Annotated in this window: 9 protein-coding genes and 2 pseudogenes; 7 read left to right on the top strand and 4 right to left on the bottom strand. The window is 35.4% G+C overall.

Annotated features, from left to right (window positions below; all coding sequences use genetic code 11):
• Positions 1-76: 76 nt before the first annotated feature.
• The 3 genes from putA to secB form a co-directional block, all read right to left on the bottom strand.
• Entirely contained in the window at positions 77-3,217 is a 3,141-nt protein-coding gene (gene putA / locus OM961_RS02465) for a bifunctional proline dehydrogenase/L-glutamate gamma-semialdehyde dehydrogenase PutA (RefSeq protein WP_264339296.1), read from the bottom strand.
• Positions 3,218-3,351: 134 nt separating this feature from the next.
• Entirely contained in the window at positions 3,352-5,946 is a 2,595-nt protein-coding gene (acnA, locus tag OM961_RS02460; RefSeq protein ID WP_264339295.1) for an aconitate hydratase AcnA, read from the bottom strand.
• Between the two features lie 14 nt (positions 5,947-5,960).
• On the bottom strand, positions 5,961-6,464 hold the full coding sequence (gene secB, locus OM961_RS02455) for a protein-export chaperone SecB (RefSeq protein WP_264339294.1): 504 nt from the start codon (positions 6,462-6,464) through the stop codon (positions 5,961-5,963).
• 164 nt (positions 6,465-6,628) lie between these two features.
• Between secB and OM961_RS02450 the strand changes: the two genes are divergently transcribed.
• The 6 genes from OM961_RS02450 (at position 6,629) to gyrB (ending at position 11,848) form a co-directional block, all read left to right on the top strand.
• Complete coding sequence (locus tag OM961_RS02450; RefSeq protein ID WP_006280141.1) at positions 6,629-7,279, top strand: Tim44/TimA family putative adaptor protein; 651 nt, start codon at positions 6,629-6,631, stop codon at positions 7,277-7,279.
• A gap of 24 nt (positions 7,280-7,303) precedes the next feature.
• Positions 7,304-7,999 carry a DNA polymerase III subunit epsilon gene (dnaQ, locus tag OM961_RS02445; RefSeq protein WP_264339293.1) on the top strand — a complete coding sequence of 232 codons (696 nt, stop codon included), beginning with the start codon at positions 7,304-7,306 and terminating at the stop codon, positions 7,997-7,999.
• Between the two features lie 44 nt (positions 8,000-8,043).
• A complete protein-coding gene (locus tag OM961_RS02440; RefSeq protein WP_155968286.1) occupies positions 8,044-8,652 on the top strand; it encodes an SCO family protein in 609 nt (202 codons plus the stop codon).
• A 69-nt stretch (positions 8,653-8,721) separates the two neighbouring features.
• Complete coding sequence (locus OM961_RS02435) at positions 8,722-8,943, top strand: hypothetical protein (RefSeq protein ID WP_148142727.1); 222 nt, start codon at positions 8,722-8,724, stop codon at positions 8,941-8,943.
• A 299-nt stretch (positions 8,944-9,242) separates the two neighbouring features.
• Complete coding sequence (locus OM961_RS02430; protein WP_010962370.1) at positions 9,243-9,365, top strand: hypothetical protein; 123 nt, start codon at positions 9,243-9,245, stop codon at positions 9,363-9,365.
• 95 nt (positions 9,366-9,460) lie between these two features.
• Positions 9,461-11,848, top strand: a complete 2,388-nt coding sequence (gyrB, locus tag OM961_RS02425) for a DNA topoisomerase (ATP-hydrolyzing) subunit B (protein WP_264339291.1) — start codon at positions 9,461-9,463, stop codon at positions 11,846-11,848.
• Positions 11,849-12,004: 156 nt separating this feature from the next.
• On the opposite strand, the pseudogene OM961_RS07560 reads toward gyrB, so the two are convergent.
• A pseudogene (locus OM961_RS07560) lies at positions 12,005-12,945 on the bottom strand (IS5 family transposase).
• A gap of 329 nt (positions 12,946-13,274) precedes the next feature.
• On the opposite strand from OM961_RS07560, the pseudogene OM961_RS02405 reads away from it, so the two are divergent.
• Positions 13,275-14,674: pseudogene (locus OM961_RS02405) on the top strand (IS4 family transposase).
• Positions 14,675-14,740: the final 66 nt, after the last annotated feature.

The following is a 14,740-nucleotide window of genomic DNA, read 5'->3' as shown; positions in this document are numbered from 1 at the left end:
CTTTTCGGATTTTAGCGCTGTGTACATAACTGCACGAACGTCTAGTTTAGGGGTAAGAAAAATTAGGGCCCGCAAATTAATCCAAACACATAAGTGTAGTGTTACCACCAAATGCTGTAGTGTTAACACTTACAACTTTTTCTGTAGAAAAACGCTGTAAATAATGAGGACCACCAGCTTTTGGCCCAGTGCCAGATAGTCCTCTACCACCAAATGGTTGTATCCCAACTGCTGCACCTATCTGGTTACGGTTGATGTAGACATTTCCAACTGATATTTTTTTACTTATAGTGTCAATTTGACTTTGTATACGACTCTGCAAAGAAAACGTAAGCCCATATCCAGTACTATTTATATCACTTATAACTTCATTTAATTGTGACTTGTTAAAACGTATGATATGTAAAATAGGACCAAATACTTCTTGCTTTAATTGCGAAATTTTTTGTATCTCATAAATATATGGAGGAAAGAAATAACCATTATGAGAATTTGTATCCATGGGTACTTTAAATAACAGATTTGAATCTTTATCCTCTGACATTTTTTGCGTATGTTGAGTGAGCATATCGATAGATGCTTTATCAATTATTGGACCAATATCAGTACTAAGTTGTATTGGGTCACCAATCTTGAGTTCTTGCGCTGCACCGCATATCATTTTTATCTGCTTCTCTGCTATGTCCTCTTGAATAAACAGCACTCTAAGCGCAGAACAGCGTTGGCCAGCGCTGCGAAACGCAGAAAGCAAAACATCCGTAGTCACTTGCTCTAAGAGAGCAGAGCTATCAACTATCATAGCATTGAGCCCTCCTGTTTCAGCAATAAGTGGTACGATAGGACCATCTCTATTTGCAAGCATTTTATTGATTATTTGAGCAGTTTGTGTTGAGCCAGTAAAAGCTACTCCGGCAATTCTATTGTCTGGAACTAATATTTTGCCTAAATATCCACCATCCCCAGGAATGAGGTGTAACACATTCTTTGGTATCCCAGCTTCATGTAGTATCTTAACAGCTTCGTAGGCAATAATCGGCGTTTGCTCTGCCGGTTTTGCCAGCACTGCATTACCTGCTGCAAGTGCAGCTGAGACCTGCCCAATGAAGATAGCGAGCGGAAAATTCCACGGTGATATGCATAAGAAAACTCCTCTGCCTTCAAAAAAGATGAAGTTATCTTCACCTGTTGGGCCCGGCAATTTTTTCCAGTCGCTCAGTTCATTTTTTGCTATCATTGCATAATAACGCAGAAAGTCGATTGCCTCTCTTACTTCTGCTATTGCATCGGATAAAATTTTTCCTGCTTCCACAATCAGAATGTAAATTAACTCTTTCATCCTTTCCTCAAGCAAATCTGCAGCTTTTTCAAGGCATTTAGCGCGCTCTTCTGCTGAAACATTCTGCCACTTAGCAAAAGCACTATGTGCTATTTCAAGAGCGTTTAAAGCTTGATCGCTTGTTGCACTTGACACTTCTCCAATTACATTTTCCAAATGTGCAGGATTCACTACTTCGATAAATTCAGCATTATCAAATAGTGCTTTTCCATCAATTATTGGTCCAACTTGCCACTTTTTTTCACTAAAACCCTTTATATCATCTGCAAATTGTGAGACTATCACAGAATCACTAATATCCATCCCCAAGGAATTTTTTCTTTCTGGTCCCAAAATATCTTGTGGTAATGGAATGCCTGGATGAGGTTCATAATTAAAATTTATAGCTTTTTCCAGTGGATCTGAAATTAACTCATCGATTTTAACGTTAGGATCACTTATTTGATTAACAAACGAACTATTAGCTCCATTTTCAAGAAGGCGTCTTATAAGATAAGGCAACAAGTCACTATGTTCCCCAACGGGTGCGTAGACACGACAGCTAACATTTGTTACAAGCTCTGACATTGCATAATCATATAAGTCTTTTGCCATTCCATGTAAGCGTTGAAATTCAAATCCAGGGTGGTTTTTATCAGCAAGTTCCATGATAGAAGCAAAAGTATAGACGTTATGAGTTCCAAAGCATGGGTAAAAGCTGTTTGGTTTACTCAAAAGTTTCTGTGCGCACACGAGGTAAGATACGTCAGTATAGCTTTTTCTTGTAAATACTGAGTAATCATTTAATCCCAATTCTTGCGTACACTTGATTTCTGAATCCCAATATGCACCTTTTACAAGCCTCACCATAATTTTGTGCTTTGATCGAATAGCAACATCCTCTACAAAGTCAAGAACAGATAAAGCACGTTTTTGATATGCTTGTACAGCCAAGCCGAGCCCTTCCCACTCAGAAAGTGATTCATCAAGCCGTAATTGTTCAAACAAGATTAAGGAAATTTCAAGCCTTTCTGTTTCTTCTGCGTCTATGCATAGTGAAATGTTGTATTTTTTTGCCTCGCGGCAGAGCTCTAAAACCTTAGTGAATATCTCACCAGCAATTCGGCCAAATTGACTAAATTCATAACGTGGGTGTAAAGCAGAAAGTTTGATTGAAATTCCATGGGATTTAAAACAATCATTTATTTCAGTGGATTCACCTATAGCTTTTATTGAGTGCATGTATGAATTAAAATACTCTTCTGCATCCTCAGTTGTGTGAGCAGCTTCGCCAAGCATATCAAAAGAGTATAAAAACTTACTATTGTCATCTAGTTTTGCGTACCTTAAAGCTTCTTCTATGGTTTCTCCAACAACAAAATGATTACCAAGCATAGACATTGCTTGTTTTACTGCTTTGCGAATGATCGGTTCTCCTAAATTCTTAAGTAACTTAGAAATTGCGTAATAGAACTTCGAATCGCCTTCATTATCTCTCAATATACTGCTCCCTATCATTAAACTCCATGTAGAAGCATTAACAAACAATGAAGAGGAATGTCCTAAGTGCTTACTCCATTCTTGATTGGCAATTTTATCTTTGATTAGCTCGTCTATTGTATAATCATCTGGTATTCTAAGTAGTGACTCAGCAAGACACATAAGCGCTATTCCTTCATCATTGGAAAGCGAGTATTGCTGCATAAAGGAATCTACAATACTTAATTTATTGTGTTTGATTTTTTCAATAACTTGTTTTGCAATATTATAAATTCTATTTTTTGAATCAGCCGAAAGCTCTGCTTTTTCTACAAGATAACGTATATAACTCTTTTCATCAGTACGATAAAATCCTTGTAAACGTTTTCTGAGTTCATTAGGTTCTTGTATAGAGCTTATCATATATAATTATCTCCAAAAAATACTCCGACACCATATGTATGGTGAAATTATATCATAACTTTGCGCAGAGCAAATTGCTATTTACAAAGGGATCAGGGCTGGCTAAAAGAAGTCCATGCAATAACTTCACTAAATCAAAAAGATTGTGCAAGTATGTAGCTCAACACTCCACCACACATCAAGTATTTAGTCTCAGTTGCGGTTTGTACACAGCATTTGAGTTGAATTGATTGCCTTGAATTATCCTTTCTTTTGATGATACATTCTAGATTTCCACCTGGCACTATTTCACCTTTTATGCTTATTACCTTACTACCATCAAATATCTTTCTGGTTATTCCATTTTGAAATACAAGTGGAAGAACACCCATACCAACTAAGTTGGACCTATGTATACGCTCAAAGCTTTCTGCAATGACAACTTTAACCCCCAACAATAAAGTACCCTTTGCTGCCCAATCCCTACTTGAACCTGTGCCATATTCTTTTCCTGCAACAATGATTAGAGGTACATTATTTTCCTTGTAACGCATTGCTGCATCAAAAATTGACATAATTTCTTGAGAAGGAATATATTTTGTATATCCACCTTCGGTGCTAACCATTTCATTTTTTATTCTAATGTTAGCAAAAGTGCCACGCATCATTACATTGTGATTACCACGGCGAGACCCATATGAATTGAAATCCTGTGATTCAATTCCAAGCCCTTTTAAATATAGACCGGCAGGACTACTCGAGGCAATATTTCCCGCAGGGGAAATATGATCAGTAGTTATGCTATCGCCAAACATTGCCAATATTTGTGCACCCTTTATATCGATTTTATTATTTTTAGGTGATAAGTTATCAAAATAAGGCAGATTTTGTATGTAAGTGCTGTTTGCATCCCAATTATAGATTTCACTTTTTTCACACTTTATCTTTCGCCAATGTTCATCACCAGAAAAAACATCCTTATACTTTTGTATGAACATCTCACGTGTTACCACACTTTTAACACAATCTTCGATTTCATTGTTTGTTGGCCATATATCTTTGAGATAGACATCATTTCCATTCTTATCTTTGCATATTGAATCTTTTGTCAGATCAATTTGCACAGTACCAGCAAGTGCATATGCAACAACAAGTGGCGGAGATGCCAAGTAATTAGCTTTGACTAACGGATGAATTCTTCCTTCAAAGTTACGATTGCCAGATAAAACTGCAGCAACGGTTAAGTTTTTGTTTTTAATGCCATCTTCTATATCTTTATTAAGTGGACCAGAATTCCCAATGCAAGTTGTGCAACCATATCCAACTAGATTAAAACCCAAAGCATTTAGATCTACCTGCAATCCAGACTTTTCTAAATATTCTGTTACAACTTGTGACCCTGGAGCAAGAGAAGTTTTAACCCAAGGCTTTGATTTTAATCCAAGTTTAATTGCATTACGAGCTACAAGACCTGCAGCAATCATCACACTTGGATTAGAAGTATTAGTGCAGCTTGTTATTGCTGCAATAACTACACTTCCATCTTGGAGTTTATCGCTTTCCTTTGACTCATTAACTAAAAATGATTTAGAAAAAGACTCTGCCACTTGTGAAAGAAAAACCTTATCTTGTGGTCTTTTGGGACCAGCCATTACTGGCTCCACGCTTGATAAATCAAGCTCTAGTGTGTCAAAAAATGCTAACTCGTCACTACTACGCCACAGTCCTTGCTCTTTCGCATAAGCCTCAACTAGCTTAATCAGCTTTTCTGGCCTTCCGGTTAAGCTTAAATAATCTAGCGTTTTTTGATCAATTGGAAAAAATCCACAAGTTGCGCCATACTCCGGGGCCATGTTTGCTATAGTGGCTCTATCTGCCAAAGATAAATAATCTAAACCATCACCATAAAATTCTACAAACTTACCAACAACGCCTTTTGTTCTTAGGATATTGGTAACCGTCAGCACTAAATCGGTCGCAGTTACTCCTTCCGACAATCTGCCAATTAATTTAAATCCAACTACTTCTGGAATCACCATACTAATTGGTTGACCAAGCATCACAGACTCAGCTTCTATGCCTCCAACACCCCAACCAAGAACTGATAATCCGTTAACCATTGTAGTATGGCTGTCAGTACCAACTAAAGTATCAGGATATATGACTCCATCATTATTACACACAACTTGCGCTAAATATTCAAGATTCACTTGGTGGCAAATCCCTGTGCCAGGCGGCACTACTCTAAAATTTGTGAAGGACGATTCTCCCCACTTTAAAAATTGATATCTCTCCAAATTTCTTTTTACTTCTAGCTCAACATTCTTACTGAATGCAGAAACACTTCCATAACTATCTACTTGAACAGAATGGTCAATCACAAGATCAACCGGTACAGACGGATTTATATTGCTTGGGTTTCCTCCATTTTTCTTAACATAGTCCCGCATTGAAGCTAGATCAACAACAGCAGGAACCCCTGTAAAATCTTGCATCAACACCCTTGCTGGTTTATAGCTAATTTCGTGATTAGTGTGTTTATTAACGCAGTCTGCTAGTACTCTTATGTCATCTAGCTTTACGTTTACTCCATCTTCATTGCGCAATAAATTTTCAAGCAGAACCTTAAGTGAGCAAGGCAATTTAGTCACATCTATTCCTAAAAATTCACTAGCACTACTTAGGCTAAAATAGTTGTATGACTTCCCGTCAATGTTTAAAGTCGTTTTTGCATTTAAAGAATTGTTCATCCTATCACACTATATTAGTTAAAATTGGAATTACTACCGTTACTTTTTTGTTGTTGACCTTGCTGCTCATACATAGTTTCAAAATCTATAGGATCTAGCATCAGTGGGGGAAATCCACCACTACTTGTAACTCTTGCAATTATTTCTCTTGCAAAAGGGAAAAGAAAAGTAGGTCCGCCAATAAACAAAGCTTGTCTTACTTCTTCCTTACTCAACTCTTTTAAATTTTCTATTGAAAAAATGCCACAATATTTCGTTTCACAAATGAAAGCTACGCCATCTTTTATGCCTTCATCTTTTACCGTTGCTTTGACTTCTATATGCAAAGTAATTTCATGGAAAGATTTTTCTTCATTCACTTCTTCTTTGTTTTTCGTCCCTTCTAATTTTGCTGAATTGATATTAACCATTACGTTAATATCTGGAGCTTTACTAGAAGAAAGGAATGGCGAATTCGGATTCTCAAATGATAGATCTTTAACATATTGACCGTGAATTCTCATTTTTTGTTGTGGCATTTCTTACGTCTCCTTTAATTAAGTTGAGATATTTAATACTTTCTTATATAATATATTCATTTACAAACGAATAGCAAACCTGATTATAAGTTGATATGAAAAACATATTTTCATTAATAATTAATAATGTTCGGATACTTTATATGCCAAGGAGTTGAGTTACTATGATAGAGCTTGTAATATATGCTTTATTAGCGGCGTTCATTTTTTCACGTTTGTATAATTCTTTAGGAAGGTCAGCCAACCTCAACCTAAAAAAGCTAACTAGTGTATTGGATGTAAGCCGAAGTAGAGAAGACGTAGTAGAAAACATTGAGGGTTACATTGATAGCAATGATGAAAATTCAATAAAAGTTACTTATGAACAAATATTAAAAAAAAATAAAGATTTTTCTATTTCCCACTTTATAGAAGGTTCAAGCATAGCTTTTGAATTAATAATAAAGTATTTCAATCAAGGAAATTTGTCTCAGTTAAAACCACTTCTCGATAAAGACTTATATGATAATTTTGCAGAGAAGATTAAACATCGTAAAGAGGTGCACGAGTCTATCATTGTTTCTATCGTTTCACAAAAGATTTTAGAAATAAAGCTAGTAAAAAATGTAGTGTTTATTGCAGTATATTTCCTTTCAGAGCAAATTAACTTCGTTAAGAACAATGAAGGAGATATCATATCAGGTAGTACATCCACTATTAATAAAGTTGAGGATGTATGGCAATTCAAAAAAAATGTTAATTCATCAGACCCAAGCTGGTTGCTTGTTTCTATTCACTATAAAAAGACAAGTAACGATAAGACAAATGACAAGTAAGATTAGTTTTATTTAGAGTTAACCATGGAAAGCAAGCTACGCGAACTAGTACTTGACACTGAAACGACAGGTCTTGACACTGAATCTGGTCATCGAATTATTGAAATAGGGTGTGTGGAATTAATTAATCGTATTCCAACAGGTAAAGTATTCCATCGGTACCTTAACCCAGAAAGAGATATACCTTATCACTCGTTTAAGATTCACGGTGTTAGTGAAGAATTTTTAGAAGATAAACCATTATTTTCAGATGTTGCACTTGAATTTCTTGACTTTATATCTAATGATATTTTGGTAATTCACAACGCTGAATTCGATGTTAAGTTCCTTAACATGGAGCTAAGCAAGCTGAATGCTGGGTTAATTTCCTCAGATAGAGTGCTAGATACATTACCTCTTGCGAGGAAAAAATTCGCAGGATCACCTGCTTCTTTGAATGCATTATGTAAGCGTTTTGATATATCGCTAGAGAATAGAGAATTGCACGGAGCACTAGTTGATGCTCAATTGCTTGCAAAGGTATATGTTGAACTTACAGGAGGGTTACAAACCTTTCTGTTTGATAATGAATGCAATCAGGACAGTAACTCTACATTCGTTCAGCATAAAGTGCGTAATCTAACTCCCAGAGAACATTCACCAAATAGTGAAGAAATTGATGAACATAAGAAACTGTTAGACAAAATTAACAATACACTTTGGAATAAATATATTGAATAGATCAACCAATAAAGATACAATTTAATTTTACTGAGAGCACCCTAATGGTAAGGTTTATAAGATTGTTATCTAATATGCTAGTAGCATTAGCAGTTGTTTTTTTAGGTTATTGTTATTTCACTAAAAAAGGCATATTTGCCCCAGCAGCGATTCACAACGCAGAAGTTAAGATAGGCGGAGATTTTTCTTTAATTAATCAGGACGGACAGATCTTGCGCAGTAGTGATTTTAAAGATAAATACATGATGATTTTCTTTGGGTTTTCCTCATGCAAAAGAATTTGCCCTATGAACCTTGGAATAATTTCAGAAACACTTGCAAAGTTAGATGAGAAAACTAACAACAAGCTACAAACATTCTTCATCACAGTCGATCCTGAGCGCGATAGCACGGAAAGACTTAAAGAATTTCAGCAGCAATTTGACCACAGAATACAAATGTTAACTGGTGAAAGAGAAAAAATAGACGAAGTAATTGCAAAGTATAAAGTATATGCTAGCAAAGTTGGTGGAGAAGAAGAAATCAACCATTCTTCAATAATGTACCTTATTGGCCCTGGAGGAAAATATGTTACACACTTTGCAGCTGATTTAAATTCAGACGAAAGTCAATCTGATAAGATTTTGGCTGAGATAAGAAAATACGTAAACTGAATTATAGATTTTTCTGTTAATTAGTCGAGCATGCAACTGCATGAGCATTATGATTTGAGAGCAATCTCCATGGGAAGACACACACAACTGTACGAACGTTGTAGTTTGGGAGCAATTCCCACCAGTGGGGTGTCATCCCAGTGCCCAGACACTGGGATCCAGCTTCTATGCAACTTAATTAAAAACGTTTGTTTTAGCGTAAGACAACTACCTTTAGCTCATCAGCTCAGTTATAAGCAAAATTTCTGGATTCCAGTGGGCTTTGTTGCATCGCTACTTATGAAAGGCTAACTATAGTTAGGATTATAAGTAACCTATTGAAAATCTTGTTTTTTTGCAATCAATCTGATCAAATTTAAGAATAGTAATTTATTATTTACATTAATAAATTTAATTCTATTGAAAATAGCTAAAGCATTGAAATTCTTGAATTTTAGCCGGATTAGTGAGTGGTAGTGAAATTTCTTTTACTCAAATTTAGGTATTCACTGACCGTTCTTGTTATAAATACCAGAATAATAAGCTACTGATATTCTCCATCTTTTTTATCTTTAATCCATCATAGCTAGCGATGCAACAAAGCCATTCCAGTGTCAAGCACTGGAATGACATCATCTGTTGTGCAATTTACCTTCAAAAATGAATGTTCGTACAGTTATGGAAGACACATTGGAATGACACTATTTGCTGTCTTCAAAAATAAACATTCGTAAAGTTGTGCTTTTAATATGGGTTATCAGTTTAAAAATGTTGCTAATCAGCATATATGAATGTAATATTAATTAACATTCATAAACGAAGCAATACCATGGAAAATAGTTATAATGCCGATGCAATAAAAATCTTAAGGGGTCTTGATGCTGTAAGGAAACGTCCAGGTATGTACATTGGTGACACTGACGATGGATCTGGCTTGCACCACATGGTATATGAGGTTGTTGATAACGCAATAGATGAATCTTTAGCTGGATATTGTGATAAAATTGAAGTTAGCATAAATAAAGATGGTTCAGTATCAGTAACCGACAATGGTCGTGGCATTCCAACTGACATTCATGAAGAAGAAGGAATATCAGCAGCAGAGGTAATAATGACTCAACTCCATGCTGGTGGTAAATTTGACAGTAATACCTATAAAGTTTCTGGGGGATTACATGGTGTTGGAATCTCAGTTGTGAATGCATTATCAAGCTGGTTGGAATTAACTATTTGGCGCAATAAGAAAGAACACTTTATGCGTTTTGAAGATGGTGAGTCTATTGAACCTTTAAAGGTAGTCAACGAAAATACAAACAAAAGAGGAACTAAAGTCACGTTCATGCCATCAACAGAGACTTTTAATGGCATTAATTTCAGTTACTCAACGCTTGAAAGTCGTATAAGAGAATTAGCATTTTTAAATTCAAATATCGACATTACTTTACGTGATCTGCGCAATGAACCATATACAGAATCTCATTTCAATCAGAGCAATCAATCTAAAGACAATTTTGGTACAGCAAATTTTGTGCAGTATTTAGATAAGAATAAGACACATGTAACTAAAATTGCCAGTATGAAAGGAGATGCAGACGATCTTGGCATCAGCTTGGAAATATCGATGGAATGGAATGATTCCTACTATGAGAATATGTTGTGTTTCACTAATAATATACGGCAACGAGATGGTGGTACGCATTTGGCAGGATTTAGATCTGCACTAACTAGATGTATCAATACCTATGCAACTAATGAAGGGTTTTTAAAGAAAGCAAAAGTAAATTTAACTGGAGAGGACGTTAGAGAAGGTTTAACTTGTGTTTTATCTCTCAAGATGCCTGATCCTAAATTTTCTTCACAAACAAAAGATAAACTAGTTAGTTCTGGAGCACGTGCAGTTGTAGAAAGTATAGTTTCTGATAAATTGAGCACAATCCTTGAAACTGATCCCAAATTGGCAGCAAGCATAGTAGAAAGAGCAATTAGGTCAGCAAAAGGAAGAGAAGCCGCAAGAAAAGCACGAGAGTTAGTTAAAAGCAAAAACAATATTGATATTGCAACTCTGCCAGGAAAGCTTGCTGATTGCCAGGAAAAAGCCCCTGAGTTATCGGAATTATTTATAGTAGAGGGTAATTCAGCAGGTGGTACTGCAAAGCAGGGGCGTAATCGTAAAACACAAGCAGTGCTTGCCTTAAGAGGAAAAATTCTAAACGTAGAACGTGTAAGTTTAGATCGTATTTTTTCATCTGCAGAAATAGGCTCTTTAATCACTGCAATTGGTGCTGGAATAGGGAGTGAACACTTCGATATTGAAAAAGCTAGATATCATAAAATTATCATCATGACAGATGCAGATGTTGATGGTTCACATATAAGAACTTTGATTCTAACTTTCTTTTTTAGACATATGCGTGAAGTTATTGAAAAAGGTTACTTATACATAGCACAGCCACCCCTCTATAAAGTTACAAAGAATGCCAAAGACACTTATATTAAAGATGACGAAACTTTTGAAGAGTATATAATAAACTCAGCAGTTAAAAGACTAACACTAAGTGGTACAGCTACAGAATTTAACGACTTGCGCCTTATTTTGAATAAATGCGTTAGCACTTCTAATATTAGCAAAAATTATGATAGAGAAATACCACAAAATCTCCTAGAGTCATTGCTAATTTTAAGCAAAAAGAATGCTCTATCATCGGCTGATGAGATATTAAAGTATTTGAAGTTAATGTACAGCGAATACACTTGGGAAGTGGAAATAAAAAATGAAGAAAAAGAAATTCATATCTCTAAATTGTTTCAAGGATTGGCAGACAAATATATATTTGCACTTAGTATGCTTGAAGGCAAAGATATGCAAAACATATTAAGTTTGCTTGATGGTATAAGTAATTTATTTAATGGTGATTCATTTTTAAAGTCACAAGAAACTGAAATAAGAATCACTTCTCCAAGTACGCTTGCAAAAATAATAATGGACTATGGTAAAAAAGGTTTAACTCTGCAGAGATTTAAAGGTCTTGGTGAAATGAATGCTGATCAGCTATGGGATACTACGTTAAATCCTGAGGCTAGAACTTTATTAAAGGTTGAAATAAAAGATTGTGAAGAAGCTGATTCCATATTTTCAATATTAATGGGTGATATAGTTGAACCACGCCGTGATTTTATTAATAGCAATGCACTTAATGTGCATGATGTTGATATTTGAACTTTTAGCAAAATGTACGAACGTTACGGGTTTAAGCAAAGACTGTGTCATTCAAGTAGCTGACACTGGTTCCTTTATAACGGTGTCATTCCAGTGCTTGACACTGGAATGGCTTTGTTGCATCGCTCTTCGGATAGTAGGTAACGCACAATAAATTTATGAAGCTATCTCAAATTTAGCCATACCAATATCAGTGAACTTATTGAGCAAATAGCATTTAACAAGTAGTTCCTTCTCTCTATTTGTCTCAGATTTATTCCTAAAACTAAACCCGAATGTTTGTTTCAGTCGCGAGAAAAAACTTTCTATATAAGATCTTTTTCCGTAGTTTGTTTGCCTTTTCCACCTCTTCATTCCATCTTCGCTGCATGATTTTATTAGTCTAATTGCAGCATTTCTCTCAGCCATATAGTCTAACTTTGGATGCTCTGCTGCGTTGTTTTTCGGAGGAATTTTCGTTTTTATACCATATTGATTACACAGCTTATAGAGCTTTTCTCTGTCATATGCCCTATCTGCATATAGTACTTTTATGACATACTGAAAATCGACTTCTTTTAGCAAATCACAAGCTCCATAGTGATCAGCCGTTACTGTATTTTACAGCTATGGCTTTTTTGCTGTTTGTATTCAACATTACATGCAATTTTCTTGTCTGTTCATAGCTGCGATACTTTCTATCTTCGCTATTTTCTTTGCTATGACCAGGAGTGTTGTTGTATATACTAATTCCTGTACTGTCTATAGCAATTTCGATATCTTCCATATTATTTTCTGCAATCATTGATCTTAATATTGAGTTTCTTAAACCTTCTTGATGATTGTGAATAGCTGATAACTTGCAAATTTTTCCCAATTTGCTCAAGGTATCCTGCTATAAACCCAACTGTTTGCCTCAGGCCTATTCTAAATAAACAAGTTATTATGTGCACCAAAATTACAACTTTATCGCTATAAATATTGTTGCCACCTGGTATTTTTGGACCATTCTCGTACCACTTTTCTATGGCTTCGTTGATATAATGAAAAATATTTCCTCTTTTTTCTAGAAATTTGTTATATTCGCTATGGTTACTGACCCTCATTTTTTGTGGCATATTTTTTCTTTCAAGGTTAAATGGCTATTTTATAATGAATTTTGTCAGTAGCCACCAGATTTTTTCAGTTGCTATGCAACAAAGCCCACTGGAATCCAGGTTGCTCACAAGCAAACTAGCATAGAAAGTGGTTACAACGTTTTCGATGAGATTGCAGAAAGGCTGGATTCCAGTGTCAAGCACTGGAATGAAAGCAGTCCTACGTCATGCCGCGATTCATTCGCGGTATCTCTAGATCCCGCTAACAACTTACTATTACCCACAAATATAAATGTACTTATAAATAAAGTATTACAATATTAAAGTTTGCAAATATTGAGGGTATAAAAATGGCAAACGAGAGTAATGAATGGGCTAAAAATGAATTTGGAGATGCTGTACTTGGAGATAAAAGATTAACTGACCGATTAGTAAAGATTGCTGATAGTTTGATAAGTTTACCTGAAAGCTCAATTAATGAGGCATGCGGAAGTTGGTCAGAAGCAAAAGCAGCATACCGTTTTTTTCAAAATGAGAATGTAAAAGAAAGTGATATTTTAGCTACACATATTAATAAGACGGTTGAGAGAACAAAAGCTCACAAGAGGGTTCTTGTCATTCAAGATACCAGTTACATTGTATATAATAACCATAAAAAAACAAGCGGATTAGCAAATTTGTCCAGTTATGATACTGCAAAAGGTATTATAATGCATACAGCTCTTGCCGTTAGTATAGAAGGTTTGGTACTAGGGATACTAGATCAAAAAGTTTATTCAAGACCTGAAGAAACTGAGAACCTTAAAAAAAAGAGCGATCGCATTGAAGATAAAGAAAGCGTAAAGTGGTTGGAAACTTTAAGAAAAACAAATAATATTATTGATCCAACTCAAACTGAGACTATAACTGTATGCGATAGAGAAGCAGATATATATGACTTTTTTGAGCTTGCACATAATCTTAATTCGGCAGTGCTAGTTAGAGCATGCAGAGATAGAGCAGTAAATAGAAAATCTCGATATCCTGAAAAAGGTGAGCAGAAGTTATGGGCATTTATTAAATCCTCTCATTGTACAGGTACGGTAGAAGTTGAAGTTCCTGTAAAAGATAATAAGCCAAAAAGAACAGCACGTTTGGAAGTTAGATTTGGAAAGTTTATGATGAATCCATCTAAGAATAATATTAGGCATAAGACGGAAGAACTACCTAAATTACCACTTTATGCAGTTTATGTTGTTGAGAAAACTCCCCTTCCCTTAAAAAAAAACCGCTAGAATGGATGCTATTAACGAATCTTTCAGTTAATACTTTCGATGAAGCTATTGAAAAAATTAGTTGGTATTGCCTTAGATGGAAAATAGAGATATTACATAAAATTTTAAATTCGGTCTCAAAGTTGAAGAATGTAGGCTTGGAATAGCAGAAAGACTAATGAGATATCTAACAGTTATGAGTATTATTGCTTGGAGGATCTTCTTTATTACATCAATTGCAAGAGCTAACCCAACATTACCATGTACTACCTTATTAGCTGAAGAAGAATGGAAAGTTTTATACGTTAAAATACACAGAAAACCATGTCCAAGTGTAGTTCCCAACATAAAAGAAGCTGTTTCATGAACTTGGAGGCCATTTAGCAAGAAAAAATGACCCAAAACCAGGACCAATTACTCTTTGGAAAGGATATAAACGTCTCTTTGATTTAGCAGAAGGATGGCGACTTGCTCACGAACCTCATATTTGTGGGTAATAGTAAGCGCTAACAAGCAGCGGGATGACGGTTGTCAGGGTGTCATCCCACTACCTTCTCCTGTCA

This window comes from Wolbachia endosymbiont (group A) of Cydia splendana (genome assembly GCF_947179475.1).
GTDB classification, from domain to species: domain Bacteria; phylum Pseudomonadota; class Alphaproteobacteria; order Rickettsiales; family Anaplasmataceae; genus Wolbachia; species Wolbachia pipientis.
The sequence above is the reverse complement of the archived record's forward strand: the minus strand, read 5'-3'. Positions and strand labels throughout refer to the sequence as shown.

Bases quoted from the DNA above. Each gene is read 5' to 3' on its own strand.
- OM961_RS02435 (WP_148142727.1), top strand. From the start codon at position 8,722: ATGGGAAGACACACACAACTGTACGAACGTTGTAGTTTGGGAGCAATT.
- putA (WP_264339296.1), bottom strand. From the start codon at position 3,217: ATGATAAGCTCTATACAAGAACCTAATGAACTCAGAAAACGTTTACAA.
- OM961_RS02450 (WP_006280141.1), top strand. From the start codon at position 6,629: ATGATAGAGCTTGTAATATATGCTTTATTAGCGGCGTTCATTTTTTCA.
- OM961_RS02440 (WP_155968286.1), top strand. From the start codon at position 8,044: ATGGTAAGGTTTATAAGATTGTTATCTAATATGCTAGTAGCATTAGCA.
- secB (WP_264339294.1), bottom strand. From the start codon at position 6,464: ATGCCACAACAAAAAATGAGAATTCACGGTCAATATGTTAAAGATCTA.
- acnA (WP_264339295.1), bottom strand. From the start codon at position 5,946: ATGAACAATTCTTTAAATGCAAAAACGACTTTAAACATTGACGGGAAG.
- dnaQ (WP_264339293.1), top strand. From the start codon at position 7,304: ATGGAAAGCAAGCTACGCGAACTAGTACTTGACACTGAAACGACAGGT.
- gyrB (WP_264339291.1), top strand. From the start codon at position 9,461: ATGGAAAATAGTTATAATGCCGATGCAATAAAAATCTTAAGGGGTCTT.